Origin of the sequence: Salinisphaera sp. PC39, from assembly GCF_040361335.1 — a bacterium.
Taxonomy (GTDB): domain Bacteria; phylum Pseudomonadota; class Gammaproteobacteria; order Nevskiales; family Salinisphaeraceae; genus APNM01.
The window spans coordinates 125,069-147,452 of the sequence record NZ_APNM01000001.1 but is presented as its reverse complement, the minus strand read 5'-3'; the positions used below and the strand labels follow the sequence as shown (position 1 = coordinate 147,452).

Below are 22,384 nucleotides of genomic sequence, written 5' to 3'. Positions count from 1 at the left end.
CGCTCACGCTCGCGCCGATTCGCTCCCGGCGAATCGGTCAAGTCCCCGGGGCCCCACCAACACCCGCCTCGTCAATCACAGCCATCAACGTCGTTACCGCCGGCGCGAACCAACAGATTATTGCCTTGGCACGGCTGTCGCCGCTTCGGGCCTACCGCAAGAGAGCTCATGTCGACCTCAAAGACGAGCCAAGCGCAGTTCTCGGAGATGTTCGCGAACGAAATCGAGGCGATCCTGGCCCCAGAATATCTCGTCCCCGATAACGAAAGTCGGCACGCCGAAGACGCCCCATCGTTCGGCTGCCTCCCAGTTACGATCAAGCTGTGCCTGGCGCTGAGGGCTACGGGCGGCATCAAGCAGCGCTGCCCGATCCAGACCGATTCGCCCTGCTACGGCGGCAAGCACTTCCAGGTCACCAATGTCCCGCCCCTCAGTCCACTCCGCCCGCATCACCTCTTCGACATAGGGTCGGAGTACGCCGCGAGACTGAGCCAGCAACGAAGCCGCGCCGGCGGGGGTCGGATCGGTGTCCGCGGGCGGCGGATTCAGCGGAATCCCCATGCGCCGGGCGAAGCGCGCCACATCCTGTCTGGCGATCGACCGCTTCTTCCGGGCCCGATCCGGTGGCGAGCGTCCGGCCCAACCGCCCAGCGGCCGCCACACCAGTTCGGCGTGAAAATCGTCGAAAAGGGAGAACATGGTCTTCGACGCCAGGTAGCAGTAGGGGCTGCGGAAGTTGAAAAAGACGGTCACCCCGACCCGCTCAGTCATGACTGCTCCGGCTTTAAAGGCGTTCATTGGCTGCTTCGTTGATTCGGGAAACGGCATTGCCTAATCCGTACCGAATTGACGGATTCCCTCAGCGCCCTAGCTTCATCGCGGTCTCGCCGCCGATCCCCCACTGGCTCTTGGGCACCTCGTGGATGAGCACCCTGACGCTTTCCCGGGGAGAGCCCAGGCTGTCGCAGATCGCGTCGGTGACTGCACTGATGAGCTTCTCCTTCTTCTCGTCGTCCCGACCTTCCATGATGTTGATATGCGCGATGGGCATGATTCCTCCTCGTCTCGCTCCGGAATCGCGGCATGGGCCGCCGTTACCGTCCGACCGCGAAGCCGACGGAGTGACGCATGCCACGATTCCTCGATTGATTCGCACTCACCCGTGGTGAACGTTTTCCGGCCGTTCAAACGAAACGCATGGATACCGAACCCATGCCTTGGGCGCGCATGGTGACGTTATCGCCGGCTTCCACGGCAACCGCAGCGGTGATGCCGCCGGAGAGGATCAGGCTGCCCGCCGGAATCTCCTCGTCGCGCTGCGCCAGCATGTTGGCAAGCAGGGCCACGCTGGAGGCCGGGTGGTTGATCACCGCCGCGCCGGCGCCCACCTCGACCGGGTCGCCGTTCTTCTCCAGCACCACGCCCACCGTGCGCAGGTCCGTTTCCCACGGGCTCAGTATGCCGCCGCCGGTGACGAACCGGGACGAGGAGGCGTTATCGGCCACGACGCTGGGCAGGTCGAAACGGAAGTTTTCGTAGCGGCTGTCGATGATCTCCACCGCCGGGATCACGAAGTCCGTGGCGGCCAACACCTGGCCCACGTGGCAACCGGGGCCGCGCAGCGGGGCCTTTGTGACGAAGGCGATCTCCGCCTCCACCTTCGGGTGGATGAGCTTGGAGGTATCGATCTCCCCGCCCTCGACCTGCTGGAAGTAGTCCGCCAGGAAGCCATAGATGGGTTCCTCTACACTCATCTGCCTCATCTTGGCCCGGGAGGTCAGGCCCATCTTCAGGCCGATGATCCGGTTGCCCCGGCCTTCCTTGCGGCGGCGCGTGGCCCACTGAATGGCATAAGCATCCTCGAAGTCCAGCTCCGGGTAGTCGTCGGTTATCTTGTGCACCGCGCGGACCTGGAGCTCGGCCGATTCCAGATGCTCCGACAGGGACTCGATCTGCTCATGGCTCAGCGTGCTCATGCCTGACCTCCCACGGCCGCGCCGGCCTCTTCGCGGGCGCGGCGCATATCCAGTGCCACGTCCACGATCATGTCCTCCTGGCCGCCGACCATGCGCCGCCGCCCCAGCTCCACCAGGATGTCGACAGCCTTGAGGTCGTAGCGCTCGGCGGCCGCCTCGGCGTGGCGCAGGAAGCTGGAATAGACGCCCGCGTAGCCCAACGCCAGGGTTTCTCGGTCCACGCGAACGGGGCGATCCTGCAGCGGCCGGACAATGTCGTCGGCGGCGTCCATGAGGGCGTAAAGATCGCAGCCGTGCTGCCAGCCCATTCGGTCGGCGGCGGCGATGAACACCTCCAGCGGCGCGTTGCCGGCGCCGGCGCCCATACCGGTCAGGCTGGCGTCCACCCGGTTGGCGCCTTCCTCCACCGCAGCGATGGAATTGGCCACGCCCAGACTGAGATTGTGGTGGGCATGGATGCCGAGCTCCGTTTCCGGCTCCAGAACGTCGCGGAAGGCCCGAAAACGGCCCCGGATGTCGTCCATGGTCATGGCGCCGGCGGAGTCGACCACGTAGATGCAGGTCGCACCGTAGCTTTCCATCAGCTTGGCCTGCTCAGCCAGTCTGGCCGGCTCAAGCATGTGGCTCATCATCAGGAAGCCGACCGTGTCCATGCCCAGTTCACGGGCATACTCGATGTGCTGTTTGGAGACATCGGCCTCCGTGCAATGGGTAGCGACACGCACGATGCGGGCACCGGCACTGTAGGCGGCGCGCAGATCCTCCACCGTGCCGATGCCGGGCAGCAGCAGCGTGGCGACCTTGGCGTGACTCACCGTGTCGGCCACGGCCTCGATCCATTCCAGGTCGGTGTGGGCACCGAAGCCGTAGTTGAAGGAACTGCCCTTAAGGCCGTCGCCGTGGGCCACCTCGATGGAGTTCACCTTGGCCTTGTCCAGCGCCGCGGCGATGCGTCGGGCGTTGTCCACGCTGTACTGGTGGCGGATGGCGTGGGAGCCGTCCCGCAGGGTCACGTCGGAGATGTAGAGTTTTTTGTCCATGGTATTCCCTCCCCCTCAGGCGGTAGCACCCGCGGTCTCGCTGACGCGCTCGGCGAAACGCTCCGCCGTGGCCAGGGCCGCCGAAGTCATGATGTCCAGGTTACCCGCGTAGGCCGGCAGGTAGTGGGCGGCACCCTCCACCTCCAGGAAGATGGTGGTCTTGAGGCCGGCGACCTTGCCGATACCTGGCACATTCAGGGGACGGGTATCGTCGAAGCGCTCGAACTGCAGCTGTTGCTTGAGCCGATAGCCGGGTACGTAGTTCGCTACCCGCTCGACCATGGCATTGACGGCCGACTCGATCCGGGCCTCGTCGGCATCCAAGGGCGAGAGCGTATACACAGTATCGCGCATGAGCAGCGGTGGCTCGGCTGGGTTGAGAATAATGATGGCCTTGCCTCGCTTCGCGCCGCCGACGCGCTCCAGCGCCATGGCAGTGGTCTCCGTGAACTCATCGATGTTCGCCCGTGTGCCCGGACCCGCTGACCGGCTGGAGATGGAGGCGACGATCTCCGCGTAGCGCACCTCGGCCACGCTCGCCACGGCCGCCACCATGGGTACCGTAGCCTGACCACCACAGGTGACCATGTTGACGTTATTCACGCCCTCGGCCACCAAGATCTGGTCCAGGTTGACCACGGGAATGCAGTAGGGGCCCGTCGCCGCCGGGGTGAGGTCGATTACCTGTATGGCGGGCTTGACCTCCCGCAGCCGCCGGTCGTTATGCAGGTGCGCTTTTGCCGAGGTGGCGTCGAAGACCACGTCGATGTCGGCGAACTCGGACATCGCGATTAACCCGTCCACACCCTCGGCGCAGGTGGCCACACCCAAGCGCTTGGCGCGGGCTAGGCCGTCGGATTCAGGGTCGATGCCCACCATCACCGCCATCTCCAGATGACGGGCATTGCGCATGATCTTGATCATCAGGTCCGTGCCGATGTTGCCGGATCCGATCACCGCCGCTTTCATGGTCATTTCCGTTTCCTCCGTCGAATTCGGCACGCGACTCAGACGAACCGCGTGGACGCGGTACCGATGCCGCCGATACTCAGCTGCATGGATTCACCCGGCTGAATGGGCAACAGTGGCACCAGGGAGCCGGAGAGGATCACCTCGCCGGCTTCGAGCTTGATGCCGAACTCGCCCAGAGTGTTGGCCAGCCAGGCCACACAGTTCACCGGCGAGCCCAGCGCCGCGGCGCCCGAGCCGGTACTGACCACCTCGCCGTTCTTCTCCACCACCATGCCGCAGACGGACAGGTCCACCCGGCGCGGATCGACGATCTGGTCGCCCAGAACAAATAGCCCGCAGGATGCGTTGTCAGCCACGGTGTCCTGGATCCTGATCTTCCAGTCGCGGATGCGGGAATCGACGATCTCGAAGCAGGGCATGACGCACTCCGTGGCGCGTAACACCTCGGCGTTGGTGACGCCGGGGCCCTCGAGATCACGCTTGAGCACGAAGGCGACCTCGCCCTCGGCCCGAGGCGCGACGAGATGTTCGCTGATCGATAGTTCCTCGCCGTTGCCGAAGAGCATGGCGTCGGTGAGGTAACCGAAGTCCGGCTGGTGGACGTCGAGCATGGCCTGGACGGCCTTGCTGGTGACACCGATCTTCTTGCCGATGACCCGTTCACCGTCCGCCTTGCGTCGTTCCAGCATGCGCATGGAGATGTAGTAGGCATCCTCGATGCTGATATCCGCGTGCCGTTCGGTTAGGGGTGTGACGGTGGATTGGGCGCGCAGCGCCTCGTAGAGTTCGTCGCCCAGGGTCTGTATGGTCTGCTGGTCCACGTGGTGGCCTCCTCCTTTTAATCCGTCCGCACTATTCGGCCAGGAAGCCCGCCAGAAGCGCGTTGAAGCGCCGGGCATGCTCGATCTGGACCCAGTGGCCGCAGCGGCCGAAGAGATGCAGCTGGGCCCGGTCGATCAAGCGGAACGCACGCTCCGAGACCTCTACCGGGATCACCCGGTCTTCCCGGCCGTGCACAATCAGGGTCTCGTTGGGCAGTCCGGCCAGCTCGTCCTCGCGGCTGGCGAGCCGATCCACCCACCGTTGCCGCGGAGCCGGAAACATCGCGGCATAGGCTTCCTGCACGCCGGGACGTGTGCTCGCGTAATGGCGCAGCGCCGCGATATCGTCGCTGGCCAGCGACTGGTCGTAGGCGAACAGCTCGATGAGCGCGCGCATGTTTCTCAGGGAGGGCTCGTAGCCCCAGACACGGTCCAGCCCCTCGGTCAGCGGGAAAGACAGGCTGACCGCCCCCATCAGTACGAGCTTGCGAACCCGCTCCGGATGCTCCAGCGCCAGTCGCAGGGCGAGACTCCCGCCGAAGGAATTCCCGACCAAGTCCACCCGGTCCAGATCCAAAGCATCGAGGACGCCGATGGCATGACGCACCCATTGATTCGATGTGTACTCGATGCCTACGGGCCGCTCGGTGAAACCGAAGCCCACGATGTCGGGTGCGACGACACGCCGGGACGTCGCCAGCGCGGACAGCGTGAGACGCCAGTTCGCCCACGCACTGACACCGGGGCCGGAACCGTGCAGGAACAAGACCGGCTCTCCCCGGCCGTGATCGTGGTAATTGGTTTCGATACCGGCGGCCTTGATACTTAAGTCGACCTCCGGATTGGCTCGGGCATCCATGACCCATCACCTCAGAGCTTGATGCAGACATTGCTGAGCTCGGAGTAGAACTCCAGCCCATGCACCCCGCCCTCGCGTCCGATGCCGGACATTTTCATGCCGCCAAAGGGGGTTCGCAGGTCGCGGAGAAACCAGCTGTTGACCCACAGCAGGCCAGCCTCCAGCCGTCGCGCCACTCGGTTGGCCCGGGAAAGGTCCCGGGTCCAGATAGTGGCGGCGAGGCCGTACTCGGTGTCATTGGCAAGCCACACCGCCTCATACTCGCTGTCGAAGGGACGGATGTGGCAGCAGGGTCCAAATATCTCTTCGCGCACTACCCGGGCATCATCGGCCAGACCGGTCCAGATGGTGGGCTGTACCCAGGCACCGCCCGCGTACTCGTCGGGCATCTCGGGGACACCGCCGCCCGTGACCACGGTGCCACCCTCCTCCTCGGCCAGGCGGTAGTAACTTAGAACCTTGTCCCTGTGTTCGCGGCTGATCAGCGGGCCGAAGTTGACGTCCGGGTCCTGACTCGGGCCCATCTTCAGCGTTTCGGCGCCTTCCTTCAGACGACGGACGAATTCGTTGAACACTGGCCGCTCCACATAAACGCGTTCGGTGCCGAAGCAGACCTGACCGCAGTTGGCGAACGCTGAGCGCATGGTGCCCTCGATAGCCTTGTCGAGGTCGGCATCCGCAAAGACTATCGCCGGATTCTTGCCTCCCAGTTCGAAGGAGACATCGCGGATGCCATCGGCCGCTGCCTTCATGATGGCGGTGCCGGTGGCGGTCTCGCCGGTGAAGGTAAGCGCGTCCACGTCATGGTGCTGGGTGAGATAGGCGCCGGCGGAGTCCGGACCGAAACCGTGGACGACGTTGTACACGCCCTCGGGAATACCGGCGTCGTTCATGACCTCGCCGAGCAACGCCGTGGTTTGGGGCGTTTCCTCCGAAGGCTTGACCACCACCGTATTGCCACAAGCGAGCGCTGGTCCGACCTTCCAAGTCATCAGCAACAGCGGTAGATTCCACGGCGAGATCACCCCCACCACGCCCTTGGGGCGACGGATCGCGTAGTTCAGTGCACCGGCGCCATCCGGCGTGTCCATGTGGAAACTCTCGGTGGGCACGTTCTTCACCAGATCCGCGAAGATCTTGAAGTTCGCCGCTCCCCTGGGGATGTCGATATGGCTGGCCATCGACCGTGGCTTGCCAGTGTCCTCGCACTCCGCGGCGAGGAACGCCTCAAAGCGCTCGTCGATCCCTTCGGCCACCTTGTGCAGCAGTGCCATGCGCTCGGTGACCGGCATGTGACCCCAATCGCCGTCCAGGGCCGCCCGCGCCGAAGCCACCGCGCGATCGATCTCTTCCCGGGCACCTTCGTGCACGGTGGCAATCTTCTCGCCGGTGACCGGCGAGATAGCATCGAATACCCGTCCGCCGGCCGAGCCAACGTACTCGCCGTTAATGAAATGCTTGATCTCTTTCATAGAGCTCACCTGTTGGATTCCTTTGTCATCCGAGTCCGGCGGCCACCAGACCGGTTCGGGCACAGAGTTCGTCCTCTTCCTCGCTACCGCCGGACACACCGATGCCGCCGATGCACTCGTTATCGGTCATCACAGGCAAGCCCCCGCCCAGCATCACCAGTCTCGGACGCTGGGCGAGACCCGCGCGCAGAGCCTCGTTATCTCCCACCGCCCGATCCCATCGCGCCGTGGACATGCCAAAGCCGGCGGCGGTGTAGGCTTTGTCCTCGGCGATGGCGACGCTGTGCAGCGGCGCACCGGCCATGCGGAGAAATGCCATAGGCGTCCCATGCGCATCACAGACGGCGACGTTGATGCGGATGCCCAGGGCCTCGGCTTTCTTGACCGCGCCACACACGGCCGCGTGGGCCGCCTCCCAGTGGATGCCGCGTTGTGTCACCGTCTTCCGAATGGCCGTAGCTTCCATATCATTATCGATTAATAAATATTTTATCGATATTTTTAATAATAATGTATAACATCTGGTCGCGCGTCAAGGGCGTTGATACAATCTTTGGTAATCAAACCCCGAGATGGCGGGCCATGCCGCGACACAAAGAAGCCGCCTCCACCCTTTCCGACCGGGCCTATGAGTGGTTGAAGCGCGACATCATTCGCGGCGCATGCCCCCCCAGCGGCCGCCTCGCGGTCAAGCAGCTCTCCGATCACTACGGAATCGGCGCAAGCCCCATTCGCGAGGCACTGGCCAGACTGGCAGGCGAGGGGCTGGTCGTCGCTCTCGGTCAACGCGGATTCCGGGTACCGCCCATCAACCTGGAAGACCTCTGGGACGTGACCGATACCCGTGTGCTCATCGAGTGCCAGGCGCTCAAGCAGAGCATCGAGCATGGCGGCGATGATTGGGAGGCTGATGTGGTGGCCGCCTACCACCAGCTGGAAAAGATCGAGGGTGCGCCTACCGGGGACTTCGCCAAATGGGAACGACGCAACCAGGCTTTTCACGAGGCCTTGGTGGCCGCATGCCCTTCCCGCTGGCTGCAACGCATGCGCGACATCCTCCATGACCAGCACCGGCGATATCGCTTCCTCAGCAGTCGCTACGCGCCCGGCCGCGACATCGCCGCGGAGCACCGCGCGCTGCGGGATGCCGCCCTGGCCGGGGACGTGGGCACGGCAACCGACGTCCTGCGTGTTCACATCGAGCGAACCGCCCATGCCGTCGAAGGACTGCTGACCGAGGGCGCCGACAGTCTGGAGGAGGCGACGTCCTGATCTACTCATCCCGGCCTCACTCACGGAGCTACCCTTTCAATGACTGGGTGACCCTTGGCTTGACCACACGGGAGAGCAACGCAACCTGCGCGGCCACGACCGTGAACAGCACCAACGGGGCCGGAAGATCGCGGGTCAGCGGAAACAACGCCCACTGCACGAGGCCGGGCATCGCGTAGACAACGACCGTGAGCGTCAACTTGCTCGTGTTCGCCTTGGTGTCCCGAGCGTACCGCTCGGGCGATACTGACCGTGACCGACGCCTCTTCGCGAGGCTGCGCCTTCGGGGGAGGGCCTCCAGTGCCCGAACACTGCACGGATGCCGACAAGGCGACATCCGCTACCCACCGGCGGGCGACGCCCGGGCCGCCATCAGGCGCCTTCGGTATAAACATCCGTGAACGCCTCGTTGAGTTCGCCCGTGTGATAGAAGATTCCGCTGGCGAGGTTGTCCTCCGTCCACGTCACAACGGGCATGTCCGGCTGGGTCAAATAACCCAGGCCGGCGAAGGTCTCGTTGCGATTGCCGGAGGGATCGAAAAAGTAGCTCGTGGTGCCCCGTGTAATGCCGTGCCGCTGAGGCGTCACGTCGATTCTGACCTTGTTCTTGGCCAGAACGTCCGCAGCCTTCAGCACATCCGCCCACTCGTCCAGGAAGAAAGCGCAGTGATGCAGGCCCATTACCGGGCCACCGACGAAAGCGATGTCATGAGGCGTGGTGGTTCGGGCCAGCCAAGCGGCTGCCTGGATATCGTTATCGGGGCCAACCATGACCTGCTCGGTGAGTTTGAAGCCCAACGCCTCCTGCATGAAGTTCGTCGATTCGGCCACCTTGTTCACGCCCTGCTCCGGATGCAGCTCGCACATGAGCAGGGCGTGATCCAGCCAGTGCACCCCGGCACCGTGCAAACCGTCCGGCCAGGGGTCCGGGTTGGTCGTACCCACCGCCTTGCCGACGAATTCCTTCTCGGCGTACAGATACATCAGATGGCCGCTGGGCAACCGGAAACGGATAGCGCGGCCACAGCCAGGCAACTCACCGGCCGCCACTGCCTCCACGGCGATCCCGTAGTCCCGGATACGCTTGCCCAGCGTGTCCAGGTCGGCATCGTTTTCAACCTTGTAGGCGATATGGTTCATGCCGGCCCGATCCGCCGGGGTTAACATGACGGAGTATTTGTCCCATTCGTCCCAACCCTTGAGATAGGCGTTGCCGGCCGCGTCCGTGTCGGTCTGCTGCAGGCCCAAGACTTTGACGTAGTGATGCAGCGCCGCTTCCATGTCCAGGACGCGGATGTTGATATGGCCAATACGCATGACACCCATTGCTCTCTCCTCCACTGTTGCTCTCCGGCCGCCTCTTCCAGCGCCCGCTTGATTACACGAACCCGAACGGCCGCTTGACGGCCCTTTGCATCCTGCCGACCACCTTCAGATCCACGTCGCTGCGGGGGTAGCACCGGCAGGCCAGGGCGTAGCCAACTGCCTCCTCCGCCTCGCTCACCTGACTTCGACTCATGGACAGCGTGGTCACGAAACCGCTCACCACCCGCACCTTGCAGATGCCGCAGCCGCCACCGTGGCAACCTGAAGGGATGCCTTTCCGACCCAGCTGCGTCATGGCCTTGAGCACCGTGGTCGACCCGCAACAGGCGTAGGTCTCGCCGGTGTCCAGGATCGTGATCCGGTACGGCGCGTCGTCCATGCCGTCACCCTCCTCCGTCCGTTCACACCGCCTTGAACAGCGGGCTCTTGCGGCTTGCCTGCGCGGCGTCGGCGGCTGTGATGAATTTCTCCATGTAGATGTCCCGTTCGAACAGCCGCCCGCGCATCAACGTGGTCAAACAGGCATCGATCATCGGCGGCGGACCGCACAGGTAGGCCTTGTGGCCAGAGAACTTGCCGCCCATGTGCTCGGCGGCAACGTCGGTGATGAAACCGGTCGCGCCGTTCCAGTCATCCTCCGGCCTGGGCTCGGAGAGGGCGGGCACGTAGCTGAAATTGGCGTATTGAGCGGCCAACTCCTGGAGCAGCTCGTGGTAGTACAGCTCCGCGCGGTGACGCTGGCCGTAAAAGAGCGTGATATGCCTTTCGTCGCCCGACTCCAGCAGGTCGAGGATCATGGCCTTGGGACTGGACAGACCCGTGCCGCCCGCAAAGAACACAATGTCCTCCGGCGCGGACTTGCGGACGAAGAAGCGCCCATAGGGCCCGGACACCCGGAGCTTGTCGCCGACCTGGAGTTTCTCGTGGATATAGGTGGTTACCTCACCGCCGGGCACCAGGCGCACGTTGAGTTCGATGGTCCGCGTCTCCGACGGCGCATTGGCCAGGGAGAAGGCCCGGGGCATCTCGACGTCGGGCAGGTGCAGATTGACGTACTTGCCGGCCTGGAACCCGATGTCCCGGTCAAGCTCGATGAAGACGGCCTTGGCCGTGGGGGAAAGATCGACGATATCGACCACGGTCCCGTCGTAATCCTCTACGGGCTCGACCACGGCGTCGGGGTCCTCTTCGACGTCGGCCTCGATGATCACGTCCGTCAGGGGCTTGGCCACGCAGGCCAGGGTGTAACCCTCCTCGCGCTCGAACTCCATCAAGGCGAACGGCGATGCATCGTCGTCCTCAACCTCGCCCTCCAGCACCTGGACCTTGCACGTACCGCACAGGCCGTGGCAGCAGGCATGGGGCAGGTACAGGCCACGCCGCATAGCCGCGTCGAGCATGGTCTGCTCGTCGTTCACCTCCAGGCTCTCGCCGAGGGGCTCGATCGTGAGCTCGTAACTCATATCTCTCCTCCTCCGGCTGCGACGATTCAGCTGGCGACGCCACCGATACCGTCGAGACCGGGCGTGCGGAAACGGATCAGCGACTTGTGACCGATGCCCTGATCGGCAAGGCTGGCACCCATGTCCGGAACCAGGGGTTTGCCATCGAGCGTCCATTCGATGGAGTCCCATTCAACGCGGGCCCAGTCCGGATGGCTGGCGTAAACGTCGGGCAAGACGTCCTCGACCAGCACGCCGAAGGGCATGAAAGGCGGCAGCGGCAGGCAGACGGGGGAGCAGAACATCAAGTGCCGGTCCCAGCCGATGTACACCAATTGGTTGCCGTGGAAGTTTTCCTGCAGGTCCCTGGGCGTAGCGCGATACTCGTAGGTGGCTCGAACGGACATGGGTCTCCTCCCGGGGCCGTGAGGCCCCGTCTGGTTCTGTGCGATGGCATGGGGAAGGGCCGCCGGGGCGGCTCGCTCCGGTGCTATTGGTTGACGGCCGACTTGACCGGCCGCGCCGCCTCCGCGCTTCCACCGGTCCAACGTTCCCAATTGGCACGGTCCTGGGATTCCAGGTACTCCTTGTTATCCTGGCCGTCGACCAGGTGATACCACGCCAGAACTTCCGGCACGCTGGCGCCGCCGCAGTTACCCTGGTAGATCTGGTGCACCGGCAGCCAGGCCTGGACATACTTCTCCGGTTCGTCGTCGAAGATGTCCTTACAGCCGTCCGAGCAAAAGTGGTACTGCTCGCCGTTGTACTCGCTGGCGCGGTAGCAAACCTGGGTGGGATCGTCCGGCTCCGTGAACGCCATCGGGATCTGGCAGGTCTGGCAGAGCATGGGCAGTGTGTTGTTGTACCAACGCTCGCCCTTTTCCTGTAGCGACCGCCAGTGCTCGTAGCGTGGCCGATAGTACTTGTCGAAGGTGTCCGGATACTTCTCGGAGAGCCACGCCATCTCCGACTCGTCCGGCAGCCAGGAATGGAATGCCGCGGCGTGGCCGTAGTTGTAGAAGATGGACCAGGCTTCGTGGGAGAGACGCTCCTTCTCCTTGACCGAGACCTCCCAATACTTGGGCATGCGGATCCCGTAGCGGGAGAGGTCTTCGAAAAGCGCGCCGCCGTTCTCCTCGAAGTACATCTCCCAGGCTTCCTTCCAGGACATGACCCGTTTCGGCAACATATAGTCCATCATCATGGAGACCAGGGTGAGTAGCCGATAACCGCGCCAGAACCACTTGTCGATCCACTTCTGGACGATGGGCACATTGCGCTCGTCCTGCTCAAGCATGAACTTGATGACTTCCAGACCCAGCGTCATGTGCCGCGACTCGTCGGACTGGGCCGAAAAGCCGAAGGTCACCGTGGCCATATCGCCGTTGTAGGCCGCACCGGACATGAACGGCATGAACAACAGATTGGTCAGCACGTACTCGAAGGAGAACGAAATCGCGGTCACGAACTCGAACGGTCCGGCCGACATGGCGTCCTCGAAGAAGGACTTCGGCACGGACAGGTACCAGACGCGCTGGTGCATGTGGTTCCAGTCGTGGAAGCCGTTGAAGAACTTGTTGTACTGGCTGATGGTGTGAATCTGCGTCTGGACGTGGCGCAGTTCGTCAATGGACTGCATCTGACAGGCCACCTGGGCGCCGACGCCGGAGAACTGCCGGCCGGCCATGGCGAAACCTCTGTGGGCGGCATACTCCAGCGGAGAGACGCCGGTGAGGAACAGCTTCAGGGCGTTAACGTAGCGTGCGTCGGTAACGTTGAATTGGCCATTGTGCTGTGAGAAGGCGTCGATGATGGCGTAGAGCTTGCGCTCTTTCTCCGCCTGGTATTTCCAGTAGGCATCCACGGTCAGACGAAATGGGTCTTCCCACCTGTCCCAATCGTGAATGTGGATACCCTCGAACTCGGTCTGGGGGAAAATATCCGCCTTGCTCTGATAACCCGGCTCCCAGGCCAGATCCCGGGTGAACTTCTGGTACTTATCGCGCAGGCTGAGTCGCTTGGCTGCCATTACTGGTCTCCTCCTCGTATTCAGTCGCCGCGATGCAGGACGAACATGTCTTCGTCCTCATCGATGTTGCCGGACAGCGAAATCAGATTGATCTGCAGCTCCTGGGGGTCCCAGTCCCGGCCGATCCGTTCCTCAACGCTCTCGCGGCGAACGACGAGCCGGCCGGGGGCGTCGATCTTGACCATGGCCGGTGCGTACTCGACACGGGCCTCGACGTTGTCCTGCTCGATGGCCTCGATGATGGGACGCGCCTCCTCATTGTTCTGGAGAGCGATGAAGACGTTGTTGTTGGCCATGTTTGCCATGCCTCCTAGAGCTCGAGCCCGGCCTTCTTGCCGGCACGGTGGGTGAGAGCCTCGCGCAACTCGGCAATGACGCCATGGGCGTCCGCCTTGAAGACCTGGGCGGCCACGGGCGTGAGCGCCTCGGCGACGCGATCGACGTAGTGCCGGAGCCACGCCTCCAGCTGGACCTTGTTGGCATCGGACTCGGCGGCGGCGGTCTTCAGCGTGGCGTCCACCCAGCGGCTTGTTTCACCGAACCACTCGCTCATGAACTCGTTGAGCATGGAAAGGGTCGATCCCGACCGGCGCTGCAGCTCGCCGTCGATACGCTCGTAGACCAACGGGAACAGCAAGCCGTCCAGGGCGAAGTTCTGCGCCACGTAGAGTTCGAACCAGTCCTTGGGGACCATCAGCTCTTCGCAGAGTCGCCGCAGGGGTTGCCATGTCTCGTCTTCAAGCCAGGCTCGCTTGCCCCTGTCGAGAGACTCGCTGGTGTTGCCGTCCAACATCAGGCCGATGCGGGACAAATACTGGGCGATGCCCAGTCGGTCCACAGCGTTGAAGCCCGCCGCCTGGGTGATGGCCGTGCCGTAGCCGTAGGCACAGATGTACATATTGTTGAGATTGGCGGCGTACTCGGCATGACGCAGGGGTACGAAGATCGCCTCGGCCTGCTGGCGTGTGCTCTCCGGCACCAAGTCCAGCAGTCCGCGCTTCTCGACGAAGGCGTAGTTGCGCTCGCATACGTCCTGCTGCTTGGCGCGGGTGGTGGTCCAGGCGCCGTAGTAGAACTGGCGCGGATCACGGAAGGCGTACCAATCCTCCATGACAAGGGCCGTGCGGCCCGTGTCGTAGAGATCGTGGTCCGGATCCCACTGGGGCTTGTAATGGAAGTTCACCGTGGGCTGGAGATCGAACATCGCCTCCAAGTAGCGGGATGCCGGTTTGTCGGCGCCCTGGCGCCGGGACACGTTGCTGAAGGTGTGCCGCAGAGGCTCCACCGACTGGGTTTTGATTTCTATGGTCATGCTCTCCTCCTCGCGTCTTCGGCGCAGGCGTTACAGCCCACCCTCCCGCCATTTCTCGCGCTCGGCATCCCAACGCGCGATCGTCGCCTCGGACGGGTACTGAACCTCGTTGGCGTTGCAGAACTCCTCGAAGGCGTGCTCCGGCAGGATCATTTCGATGTATAGATCCGCGTCGCCGAAGGAAAAATCGAACTCGACGAACCCGCCGGCGCGGCGCCCGGTTACTCGCACGTAGGGTTGGTTCGTTAGTTGATTTGCTCTCATAGTGACCAGCCTGTTTACTGAAGCCTCGGTGCCGACCGAAAGCCGCGCCTCTTGACTTGCACCAAGACTCGCACAGACCATGCCACAATAATAAGCTATTGTTTTTACTAAAATTGCTGCGGTCGCATCAAATTTAATCGATAAAATCTAAAATCACGATATAATGAAGATGCATCGCAACAATTCATGATTTGATCAAACGCATCGGCACACCCGGCCTAGGCCGCATCTTGCAAAGGCCGAGGGTATAGTTAACGGATGACAACGGCGCTTGACACTGGCACTGGCACTGATACCGGACCGCCGACTGTCGCGCCGGGGCGCCCGCCAGTGCGTACAGACATATAAACAAGCGGCCCGCTTGCGCCGGCATAGGCGGTACCGATATCGGTCCGTGCCACCTGAGGCGAGGCCGCCGACCATAGGACGGAGGAGTCCCATGCCATCGCGTATCAGCTTCGAGGAGTTACCGGAGCTCGCCGCCCAGTTCAAGCTCTCCTTTCGCTCGGGCCACATATCGCTAGAGGACCAGCGCATGGTCCTTCTGCATGCCGGCGCCCTGGGCTTGCTCCGTGCGGAGCTGATCGAGACCCTGGGCCTCGATCGTGCACGCGGCGTGCTCACTCGCATGGGCTATGCCTCGGGCCGACGAGACGCCCAGATGGTCCGCGAACTCATGCCGGAAGCGTGCGACGAGGATCTGATGACTCTCGGCCCGCAACTGCACTCCCTCGAAGGCATCGTCAACGTCACCCCCATCCATTTCGTCATCGATGTCGCCGCGGGGCGTTTCTATGGCGAATTCAGCTGGGAAGACTCCTATGAGGCGGAGGTCCACGTCGAGACATTCGGCCATTACCACGCGCCGGTGTGCTGGACCCAGATCGGCTATGCCTCCGGCTACACGAGCGCCCTGATGAACAACTTCATAGTGTTTCGCGAGACCGAGTGCGTAGGGCAAGGCGACAGTCGCTGCAAGATCGAGGGCAAACCTCTCGAGGATTGGGGGCCGGAAATACAGGACAATCTACGCTACTTCCAGCCCGAAAACGTCGCCGAGCAGATCGCCGAGTTGCAGAATCAGGTCGCGCATCTGCGCTATTCCCTGGACGACGAATTCACCCTGGGCGACATGGTCGGTACCTCACAAGCCTTTCGCGAGACTGGCGAGATCATCCACAAGGCCGCCGACAGCTTCGTTACCGTGCTGCTGCTGGGCGAAACCGGCGTGGGCAAGGAAATGTACGCCAGAGCGGTACACCAGCTGAGCCCGCGCGCCTCGAAACCCTTCGTGGCCGTGAACTGCGCCGCCATGCCGGAGGAACTCATAGAGTCGGAACTCTTCGGCGTCGAAAAAGGGGCTTTCACGGGCGCCCAGCGGTCCCGGCCCGGGCGATTCGAGCGCGCCGACGGCGGCACACTATTCCTCGACGAGGTCGGCGAGTTGTCCCCCTCTGCCCAGGCGAAGCTGTTGCGGGTACTCCAGGAAGGCGAATTCGAGCGGCTCGGTGACACCCGCACCCGACAGGTCGACGTTCGCCTGATCGCGGCAACCAACGTTGAACTCGGCCAAGCTGTCCAGGAAGGTCGATTCCGTGCTGACCTGTACTACCGCCTGAACATCTATCCGGTGGTCGTGCCGCCCCTGCGCGAACGCGCAGAGGACATCCCTCTCCTGGTCGCACGTTTTCTCGACAAATATAACGCCCGGCACGGCAAACGCATTGCCGGCATCACGGACCGCGCCATCGAGGCGCTCAAAAATTACGACTGGCCGGGGAACATCCGCGAGCTAGAGAACATGATCGAACGGGGCATCATCATCGTCGGCAACGGCGACCAGATCGATATAAAAGACATATTCCCCAACCTGAGCGCGTCGGCGGCGGCCGTGCCAACCACGCAAACGGGCGCCGCCGATCCCATCGGGCAGGGGAACGTTCCCATCAGTGAAACGCCAGACACCACTGGTCACGACCTGGTGGACCGCTTGCTCAGCGAAACAGAATCCCTACAAGATCTGGAATCGCGGCTGATTGAACGAGCGGTCGAACGCGCCCAGGGCAACCTCAGCCAAGCGGCCCGGACCCTTGGCATGACCCGGCCCCAGCTCGCCTACCGGCTGAAGAAACATCGGGGCTGATCGTCGGAAACTACCTCGCCGAAAAGAGTCTGTCCGCCGCCATCCTTGGGGGCACGGGCAATCCAGATCGAGCGCACGGCGGCGTTGGCTACGGACCAGTGCACGGTGGGACATGGCCAGCGGACAGACACTGCCTTCTTACCGGCTCCGGCGCCACGACCCCGGACCGAAGACCGGCGACTACTTTGGCGCCGCTAACCGCTGGCCTTAGCCGGCTTTGGCACGCGCCTTCGGCGCGACCGGCGTAAAGGTGAACCCTTCGTAACCGTTCGCCACGACCTCATCGCAAATCGACTTGTACTGGGCGCCACCGCCGAGGTAAACCATGAACACTCGCGGTTTACCCGGCACGTTGGCACCGAGGTACCAGGAGTTCGCCTGAGGCAATAGCGTCTGATCCGCGACCTCGCGCGTGTGTTCGATCCAGCGCGCCTCCGGCTCGGGATTAGCCTCGATCGTGACGTATCCATGCTCGCGCATGTAAGCGAGGCAGCCCGAAATCCACTCGCAGTGCTGCTCGATGCTGCGCGGCATATTGAACAACACGGACGGACTCAACGGCCCGGTGATCACGAACATATTCGGAAAGTTGTGGGTGGCCAGACCCAGATAGGTCCGCGGCCCGGCTTGCCAATGGTCTTCCAGTCGCAGACCACGGCGGCCACGGATATTCATGCGATACAGGCCACCCGTGAAGGCATCGAACCCGGTCGCGTAAATCAGGCAATCGAGCTCGTGTTCCCTCTCCGAGGTCGCGATACCGTGGGGAGTGACACGACGTATCGGCGTTTCCCGCACATCGACCAGCGTCACGTTGTCGCGGTTAAAAGTCTCGTAATACCCGGTCTCGCAAGGCTGGCGCTTGGCACCGTAGGGATAATCCCTCGGGGTCAGTTTCTCGGCAATCTCGGGGGCGTCCACCCGTTCCCGGATCTTCTCGCGGACGAATTCAGCCGCAGTCTCGTTGGCCTCCCGGTCGAACAGGATATCCTCATAGCTGCCGACCCACAGGGCGAAGCCGCCTTCCTGCCAGCATTGCTCGTAATGTTGACGGCGCTCTTCCTCGGAAACCGCCAGCGCCGACGGCTGCACGCTATGATCATAGGGCTGACCGACGAGCGACTGCCACTCCTTACGGCGCAGATTGCGATAATTGGCCTTGATCTCCCGGTCCGTAGCCTCGTCCATGGGCCGGTTCTGCAGCGGCGTCGCGTAGTTCGGCGTGCGCTGGAACACGGTCAGATGGCGCGCCTGCTCAGCGACGATCGGGATCAGCTGGATCGCTGTGGCGCCTGTCCCTATCACGCCCACGCGCCGACCGGTGAAATCGACGTCGTCGTGAGGCCACTGGCCTGTGAAGTAAGTCTCGCCCGCGAATTCGTCACTCCCCTCGAACTCGGGGATATTGGCCGCCGCCAGGCAGCCCACGGCGGAGACGAAGAATTGCGCGCGCAGCATCTGACCATCGGCAGTGCCGATTACCCACTGGTTGGCCTCATCGTCGAATTCCGCGGAAGTCACCCGGGTATTGAACTGGATGTCGCGTCTTAGATCGAAGCGATCGGCGACGTGTTTCAAGTACTCGAGAATCTCGGGCTGGGCCGCAAAACGTTCGCTCCAGGTCCACTCCTGCTCAAGCTCCGGGCAGAACGCGTAGGAGTAGTGATGCGCAGGAATATCGCAACGCGCCCCGGGATACCGGTTCCAGTACCATGTACCTCCGACCTCGGGTGCCGCCTCGATAACACGTGCCGACAGGCCGAGCCGATCACGCAGGCGGTGCAACATATACAGGCCTGCGAAACCCGCACCGACCACCACGACGTCATAAGTCTCGGTGGCAGTGGTGCCCGTGCTGACGCCTTGTCCTTGCAAACGGTCTATCATTGATCTCCTCCTGCTTTTCGCCTGCCGTGGCCAATCGAACGGTTTTCCATTCTCTGGCTTGCGCACATCCCGCAGGGGTTGGGTGCTTGACCCTCTCCCGTTTCCGATCAGGAAACGCGCTTCTTAATCTGAGCCCTGGATTAGCACGGACTGTGCCAATAGAGTAACCTTCTGTTTTTATTGTTATTTATTCTATACAACCATTTTTATCGATAAAATAAAAAATCACGATATAATGAAGGTGCAGCGCAGCAATTGATGATTTGGTCAAACGTATCCCCATGCCTGTATTCGCCACGGAGTGCCATGTCCGGCTTGGCGTTTCCCGCCGCGCCCGCCAGGGAGCAAGGACCTAACGGGGTGCTGAGCATGCGACCCCGTCCCGATATCCACAGCAACAATGGCGACTCTTGCCGCGTGGCAGATCTAGGGGAGCAAGGCATTGCCCCGCTACGGATTTCGTGATCGACGACGACATAAAGACCGGATCGCGAGGGGAACTGATGCCGACTTCCGCGCCGGCAGGCTGGATGTGTACGCCGTCTACCCTTCCCGTCGGCATATGCCACCAAAATCCAAGCATCCTCGGATTTCTGACCGAGTATTTCGCCACGACCTTCACCCTCCGTGACGCGTCCCGTTTACCCTCCGATACGTAATCGATCCGCAGCACTCACGCACAGGCTGTAACCCCCGCTAGAGAAAATGCGATGAACCGATTCTTTCTTTGCCGGAGTGTGGCGGGCTGGAGCCTGCTGGGCGCCATGACACTCTTCACGGGCTGCGCCAGTCTCACCGAGCATCGGGTCGGCTTGGTGGACGGCGACCTGACGCCCTGTCCGGACGCGCCGCGCTGCGTCAGCAGCCGGGCGGACGAGCCGGATAGACGGGTCGATCCCTTCGAGCTGGCGGAGGACATGGACCCCGACACGGCCTGGGCCGAGGCACGGGACGCCGTGGCGTCGATGCCGCGCACCACCCTCGTCGACCGACGGCCGGATTACCTGCGTGCCGAGGTGATCAGTCCCTGGCACGTCTACACGGACGACCTGGAGTTGCTGCTGGACCGGCAGGCGCGGCTCATCCATGTCCGCTCCAGCGCCCGCATCGGCTACTACGACTTCGGGGTCAACCGCGAGCGGGTGGAGGCATTGCGCGGGCGCCTGCTCAAGCGCGGACTGCTGGAGAGCCGGTAACGCGGGGCCACTTCGCCGGACACAAAAAACCGCCCCCGGCCATGCCGGGGGCGGGTTCTTCAGTCGTCAATCCGACGATTGTCGATCAGGTATCGTTCCCGCAGCCCGAGGACTCCAGGGCAATGGTCGGCGACAGCACACCGGTGGCGGCCATGGCCAGGAAGCCGGCGGTCTGCGCCTGCATCTCGCAGGTGGTGACGGCCGCCTCGGCCGGATCCACGCCCGCATCCTGCTCCGCCTGGCTCGGCGACGGGTTCAGGATCGAGCCGTGGGTACCCGCCGCGAAGCGCACCACCGTGCCCGCGGCGGCGTTCGCCGGGTTATCGGTGTACGGCGGCGCCACCGACGCCTCGGCCAGCCCCATGACGTCCGCCAGCGGATCGGTGCCGGAGAGCGGTCCGGCCTCGCAGGCGGTGTCCAGGAAGGCCACCGAGCCGGCGCTCAGCGGGCAGTCGTTGCCGGTGGGCGCGATGTTACGCACCACGTAGTTCGGCACCACCAGGTCCGGCGGGTTGCCACTGTTGGGGTCCCCCGCGACTTCGATCATGTGCAGCGGATGACCGGCACTCGCCGCCGCGCCGTAGTTCACCGGATCGCCACTGTCGATCAGCGTCTGGGCGAAGCGCAGGAAGGTCTCGTAATTGTCCGTGCCTTCATCGAGGCCGCTGGCCGCCAGACCGGCGGCGATCTCCGGCCCGAAGGCCGCGGAACCGTCCAGCAGGCGGCCGATCCCGCCACCCGGCATGGCCAGGGTCGCGGCGTTCACATCGTCGCTGATGGCCAGGAACACGGTGCCGACGATGCCGCCCAGCGAATGGCCGATGTAGTGGACATTGCCGTCGTCGGCGATGTTGATGCCACCTTGTGCGTCGACACGAGGGATACCGGGCCCGTCGAGCGCCTTGGCGAGCTGCACCAGGTCGGCCGCGCCCTGACGCAGATTGTCGCGCGCGGTCAGCAGGCTGCTGAGGTTGACGAAGTGCGTGCCGGAGTCGTCGACATTGCCGTCCGGGCCGGGTGCACCGCTCTCGTTATCGACCAGATCGAGGTCGAAGGTGCGCTCGACGCTGCCTAGCGACTGGTACAGCGGCGAATCGCTCTGCACGCCGTGCAGCGGCAGATCGATGGCCACGGTCACGAAGCCCGCATTGGCCAGCGTGGGCGCGATCGCGAAGGCATCGGCGCGATTGCGCGTGATGCCGTGCTGGAAGATCACCACCGGCCAGCCGCCCTGCGGCGGGGTGGCGCCGGCCATGCTGTTGGCGTTGGGCACGGTGATCAGCACGGGCACGGTCTGGGTGCTCTGCCGCACCGGGTCCGGGAAGCAGTGCGTCGTGGATGTGCTAGGCGCGAACGCCGCGCACTGAATCGGGCCGCTGTCGCCCAGCAGGGTGCTGTTGCCGTCGATCGGCGTGCCGTCGGACTGCCAGAAGCCCGACAACGGCGCCGTGGGATTCTCGCCGCTGGGCGCGGACAGGTAGTACGGCAGATCGATGCTGCCCACGAAGATATCCGCCGTGTCCGGCAGACCCAGCTCGAGGTCGCCCGTGGACAGGCCGGACGCGGCCGCCCGCAACTGCGGCGACACCGCCGGCGCGTTGTCGGCCAGACGCTCCAGCGAATCGGCGATCGACTGGGTGGTGAAGCTCCAGGCCAGGATCACGGAATCCGGATCGATGCCGTTGGGCACGATCACGTTGTTGAAGATCGGGCGCATGAAGCTGGTGCGTATGGTCTCCAGTTGCACCTGCTGTGCCGCCGAGTACCCCGCCGCCGGGTTGGCGTCCGAGCCCACCAGCTCGGTGCTGGAGACGATCCTGAACTCGTTGCTCGGCTCGATACCCAGACCCTTCTCGGTGCGCAGGGCATCGGTCACGATCACGAAATGCCGGGTCCCCGGCTCCAGCGGCTGCAGCGGCCGGATCAGCAGCCGCGGCCGGTTGGTGATCACCGAGGAGGCGACCACCTCGTAGTCCTCGCCGGGCGTGAGCATGCCCTCGGCCGAACTGATCACGATGATGCCGCCCGCGGTCGCGGTCGCGAGATCCAGGGGCGGGCCCAGGAAATCGGTGAAGGCCTGGGCCGTGGTCGAGAAGCCATCCAGCTCGTTGGCGGCGGCCACGAAGGGCACACTGTCCGAGTTGGGGATATTGAGCGTGGTGTCCGTGGTCAGGCCGGTGCCGCTCTCCGCGTCGGAGAAGAACAGGTCGATCGGGAACGGCACCGTGGCGTCGCCCACCGGCGCGAACAGGCTCACCACCGCCGTGCCCGAATCGCGCCCCGGCACGTCGCCGTTGTCGTCGCAGGCCGTGACCATCAAGGCGGCGAGTACCGCCGCGAAAGAAATCCGCATGCCCTTTAGCATCTTTGTCC

Annotated in this window: 23 protein-coding genes; 3 read left to right on the top strand and 20 right to left on the bottom strand. The window is 63.5% G+C overall.

Annotated elements, in window-relative coordinates:
* Nucleotides 1-177: 177 nt before the first annotated feature.
* From PC39_RS00685 to PC39_RS00645, 9 genes are all read right to left on the bottom strand, one after another.
* Complete coding sequence (locus tag PC39_RS00685) at nucleotides 178-771, bottom strand: 2-hydroxychromene-2-carboxylate isomerase (protein WP_353251432.1); 594 nt, start codon at nucleotides 769-771, stop codon at nucleotides 178-180.
* A gap of 88 nt (nucleotides 772-859) precedes the next feature.
* Entirely contained in the window at nucleotides 860-1,135 is a 276-nt protein-coding gene (gene thmT / locus PC39_RS00680; protein ID WP_353251431.1) for a 2-hydroxymuconate tautomerase, read from the bottom strand.
* A gap of 49 nt (nucleotides 1,136-1,184) precedes the next feature.
* Nucleotides 1,185-1,976, bottom strand: coding sequence for a 2-oxo-3-hexenedioate decarboxylase (dmpH, locus tag PC39_RS00675; protein ID WP_353251430.1), 792 nt, complete (start codon nucleotides 1,974-1,976; stop codon nucleotides 1,185-1,187).
* The gene (gene dmpG, locus PC39_RS00670) at nucleotides 1,973-3,016 is read right to left on the bottom strand and encodes a 4-hydroxy-2-oxovalerate aldolase (RefSeq protein ID WP_353251429.1); all 1,044 of its coding nucleotides are present in this window, start codon (nucleotides 3,014-3,016) and stop codon (nucleotides 1,973-1,975) included. Before dmpG ends, dmpH begins: the two co-directional genes overlap by 4 nt.
* A 15-nt stretch (nucleotides 3,017-3,031) precedes the next feature.
* Nucleotides 3,032-3,991 (bottom strand): acetaldehyde dehydrogenase (acetylating), encoded by a 960-nt coding sequence (locus tag PC39_RS00665; protein WP_353251428.1) that lies wholly within the window; start codon nucleotides 3,989-3,991, stop codon nucleotides 3,032-3,034.
* Between the two features lie 32 nt (nucleotides 3,992-4,023).
* Nucleotides 4,024-4,809 (bottom strand): 2-oxopent-4-enoate hydratase, encoded by a 786-nt coding sequence (gene dmpE, locus PC39_RS00660; protein WP_353251427.1) that lies wholly within the window; start codon nucleotides 4,807-4,809, stop codon nucleotides 4,024-4,026.
* Between the two features lie 31 nt (nucleotides 4,810-4,840).
* The gene (locus tag PC39_RS00655) at nucleotides 4,841-5,668 is read right to left on the bottom strand and encodes an alpha/beta fold hydrolase (protein WP_353251426.1); all 828 of its coding nucleotides are present in this window, start codon (nucleotides 5,666-5,668) and stop codon (nucleotides 4,841-4,843) included.
* A gap of 11 nt (nucleotides 5,669-5,679) precedes the next feature.
* On the bottom strand, nucleotides 5,680-7,140 hold the full coding sequence (locus tag PC39_RS00650; protein WP_353251425.1) for a 2-hydroxymuconic semialdehyde dehydrogenase: 1,461 nt from the start codon (nucleotides 7,138-7,140) through the stop codon (nucleotides 5,680-5,682).
* Between the two features lie 25 nt (nucleotides 7,141-7,165).
* Nucleotides 7,166-7,606 carry a GlcG/HbpS family heme-binding protein gene (locus tag PC39_RS00645; protein ID WP_353251424.1) on the bottom strand — a complete coding sequence of 147 codons (441 nt, stop codon included), beginning with the start codon at nucleotides 7,604-7,606 and terminating at the stop codon, nucleotides 7,166-7,168.
* 116 nt (nucleotides 7,607-7,722) lie between these two features.
* Here PC39_RS00645 and PC39_RS00640 point away from each other — a divergent pair, with 116 nt between their 5' ends.
* Nucleotides 7,723-8,412, top strand: coding sequence for a GntR family transcriptional regulator (locus PC39_RS00640; protein ID WP_353251423.1), 690 nt, complete (start codon nucleotides 7,723-7,725; stop codon nucleotides 8,410-8,412).
* Between the two features lie 28 nt (nucleotides 8,413-8,440).
* Here PC39_RS00640 and PC39_RS00635 read toward each other — a convergent pair whose 3' ends face one another.
* The 9 genes from PC39_RS00635 to PC39_RS00595 all read right to left on the bottom strand — a co-directional run bounded on the left by PC39_RS00635 (nucleotide 8,441) and on the right by PC39_RS00595 (nucleotide 14,752).
* Nucleotides 8,441-8,611, bottom strand: coding sequence for a putative antibiotic biosynthesis monooxygenase (locus PC39_RS00635; RefSeq protein WP_353251422.1), 171 nt, complete (start codon nucleotides 8,609-8,611; stop codon nucleotides 8,441-8,443).
* A 173-nt stretch (nucleotides 8,612-8,784) separates the two neighbouring features.
* Nucleotides 8,785-9,738: a catechol 2,3-dioxygenase gene (locus tag PC39_RS00630; protein WP_353251421.1), complete on the bottom strand. Its 954-nt coding sequence runs from the start codon at nucleotides 9,736-9,738 to the stop codon at nucleotides 8,785-8,787.
* A gap of 52 nt (nucleotides 9,739-9,790) precedes the next feature.
* Nucleotides 9,791-10,117 carry a 2Fe-2S iron-sulfur cluster-binding protein gene (locus PC39_RS00625; RefSeq protein ID WP_353251420.1) on the bottom strand — a complete coding sequence of 109 codons (327 nt, stop codon included), beginning with the start codon at nucleotides 10,115-10,117 and terminating at the stop codon, nucleotides 9,791-9,793.
* Nucleotides 10,118-10,139: 22 nt separating this feature from the next.
* Entirely contained in the window at nucleotides 10,140-11,201 is a 1,062-nt protein-coding gene (locus PC39_RS00620; RefSeq protein ID WP_353251419.1) for an NADH:ubiquinone reductase (Na(+)-transporting) subunit F, read from the bottom strand.
* Nucleotides 11,202-11,227: 26 nt separating this feature from the next.
* Nucleotides 11,228-11,587 (bottom strand): phenol hydroxylase subunit P4, encoded by a 360-nt coding sequence (locus PC39_RS00615; protein WP_353251418.1) that lies wholly within the window; start codon nucleotides 11,585-11,587, stop codon nucleotides 11,228-11,230.
* A gap of 83 nt (nucleotides 11,588-11,670) precedes the next feature.
* Nucleotides 11,671-13,209 (bottom strand): aromatic/alkene/methane monooxygenase hydroxylase/oxygenase subunit alpha, encoded by a 1,539-nt coding sequence (locus tag PC39_RS00610; RefSeq protein WP_353251417.1) that lies wholly within the window; start codon nucleotides 13,207-13,209, stop codon nucleotides 11,671-11,673.
* A gap of 20 nt (nucleotides 13,210-13,229) precedes the next feature.
* Nucleotides 13,230-13,505 (bottom strand): MmoB/DmpM family protein, encoded by a 276-nt coding sequence (locus tag PC39_RS00605; protein WP_353251416.1) that lies wholly within the window; start codon nucleotides 13,503-13,505, stop codon nucleotides 13,230-13,232.
* A gap of 14 nt (nucleotides 13,506-13,519) precedes the next feature.
* Nucleotides 13,520-14,521: an aromatic/alkene monooxygenase hydroxylase subunit beta gene (locus PC39_RS00600; protein WP_353251415.1), complete on the bottom strand. Its 1,002-nt coding sequence runs from the start codon at nucleotides 14,519-14,521 to the stop codon at nucleotides 13,520-13,522.
* Nucleotides 14,522-14,551: 30 nt separating this feature from the next.
* Complete coding sequence (locus PC39_RS00595; protein WP_353251414.1) at nucleotides 14,552-14,752, bottom strand: phenol hydroxylase subunit; 201 nt, start codon at nucleotides 14,750-14,752, stop codon at nucleotides 14,552-14,554.
* A 472-nt stretch (nucleotides 14,753-15,224) separates the two neighbouring features.
* On the opposite strand from PC39_RS00595, the gene PC39_RS00590 reads away from it, so the two are divergent.
* Nucleotides 15,225-16,928: a sigma 54-interacting transcriptional regulator gene (locus tag PC39_RS00590; RefSeq protein WP_353251413.1), complete on the top strand. Its 1,704-nt coding sequence runs from the start codon at nucleotides 15,225-15,227 to the stop codon at nucleotides 16,926-16,928.
* A gap of 207 nt (nucleotides 16,929-17,135) precedes the next feature.
* Here the strand turns inward: PC39_RS00590 and PC39_RS00585 are convergent, their stop codons facing one another.
* Nucleotides 17,136-18,815 carry a flavin-containing monooxygenase gene (locus tag PC39_RS00585; RefSeq protein ID WP_353251412.1) on the bottom strand — a complete coding sequence of 560 codons (1,680 nt, stop codon included), beginning with the start codon at nucleotides 18,813-18,815 and terminating at the stop codon, nucleotides 17,136-17,138.
* A 710-nt stretch (nucleotides 18,816-19,525) separates the two neighbouring features.
* Here PC39_RS00585 and PC39_RS00580 point away from each other — a divergent pair.
* Nucleotides 19,526-20,011, top strand: coding sequence for a DUF1499 domain-containing protein (locus PC39_RS00580; protein WP_353251411.1), 486 nt, complete (start codon nucleotides 19,526-19,528; stop codon nucleotides 20,009-20,011).
* A gap of 85 nt (nucleotides 20,012-20,096) precedes the next feature.
* Here PC39_RS00580 and PC39_RS00575 read toward each other — a convergent pair whose 3' ends face one another.
* Nucleotides 20,097-22,364, bottom strand: coding sequence for a hypothetical protein (locus PC39_RS00575; RefSeq protein WP_353251410.1), 2,268 nt, complete (start codon nucleotides 22,362-22,364; stop codon nucleotides 20,097-20,099).
* Between the last annotated feature and the right edge of the window lie 20 nt (nucleotides 22,365-22,384).

Bases quoted from the DNA above. Each gene is read 5' to 3' on its own strand.
- PC39_RS00645 (WP_353251424.1), bottom strand. From the start codon at position 7,606: ATGGAAGCTACGGCCATTCGGAAGACGGTGACACAACGCGGCATCCAC.
- PC39_RS00655 (WP_353251426.1), bottom strand. From the start codon at position 5,668: ATGGATGCCCGAGCCAATCCGGAGGTCGACTTAAGTATCAAGGCCGCC.
- dmpH (WP_353251430.1), bottom strand. From the start codon at position 1,976: ATGAGCACGCTGAGCCATGAGCAGATCGAGTCCCTGTCGGAGCATCTG.
- PC39_RS00620 (WP_353251419.1), bottom strand. From the start codon at position 11,201: ATGAGTTACGAGCTCACGATCGAGCCCCTCGGCGAGAGCCTGGAGGTG.
- PC39_RS00580 (WP_353251411.1), top strand. From the start codon at position 19,526: ATGAACCGATTCTTTCTTTGCCGGAGTGTGGCGGGCTGGAGCCTGCTG.
- PC39_RS00625 (WP_353251420.1), bottom strand. From the start codon at position 10,117: ATGGACGACGCGCCGTACCGGATCACGATCCTGGACACCGGCGAGACC.
- dmpG (WP_353251429.1), bottom strand. From the start codon at position 3,016: ATGGACAAAAAACTCTACATCTCCGACGTGACCCTGCGGGACGGCTCC.
- PC39_RS00650 (WP_353251425.1), bottom strand. From the start codon at position 7,140: ATGAAAGAGATCAAGCATTTCATTAACGGCGAGTACGTTGGCTCGGCC.
- PC39_RS00605 (WP_353251416.1), bottom strand. From the start codon at position 13,505: ATGGCCAACAACAACGTCTTCATCGCTCTCCAGAACAATGAGGAGGCG.
- PC39_RS00585 (WP_353251412.1), bottom strand. From the start codon at position 18,815: ATGATAGACCGTTTGCAAGGACAAGGCGTCAGCACGGGCACCACTGCC.
- PC39_RS00665 (WP_353251428.1), bottom strand. From the start codon at position 3,991: ATGACCATGAAAGCGGCGGTGATCGGATCCGGCAACATCGGCACGGAC.
- PC39_RS00685 (WP_353251432.1), bottom strand. From the start codon at position 771: ATGACTGAGCGGGTCGGGGTGACCGTCTTTTTCAACTTCCGCAGCCCC.
- PC39_RS00640 (WP_353251423.1), top strand. From the start codon at position 7,723: ATGCCGCGACACAAAGAAGCCGCCTCCACCCTTTCCGACCGGGCCTAT.
- PC39_RS00610 (WP_353251417.1), bottom strand. From the start codon at position 13,209: ATGGCAGCCAAGCGACTCAGCCTGCGCGATAAGTACCAGAAGTTCACC.
- PC39_RS00615 (WP_353251418.1), bottom strand. From the start codon at position 11,587: ATGTCCGTTCGAGCCACCTACGAGTATCGCGCTACGCCCAGGGACCTG.
- PC39_RS00600 (WP_353251415.1), bottom strand. From the start codon at position 14,521: ATGACCATAGAAATCAAAACCCAGTCGGTGGAGCCTCTGCGGCACACC.
- PC39_RS00575 (WP_353251410.1), bottom strand. From the start codon at position 22,364: ATGCGGATTTCTTTCGCGGCGGTACTCGCCGCCTTGATGGTCACGGCC.
- PC39_RS00630 (WP_353251421.1), bottom strand. From the start codon at position 9,738: ATGGGTGTCATGCGTATTGGCCATATCAACATCCGCGTCCTGGACATG.
- PC39_RS00590 (WP_353251413.1), top strand. From the start codon at position 15,225: ATGCCATCGCGTATCAGCTTCGAGGAGTTACCGGAGCTCGCCGCCCAG.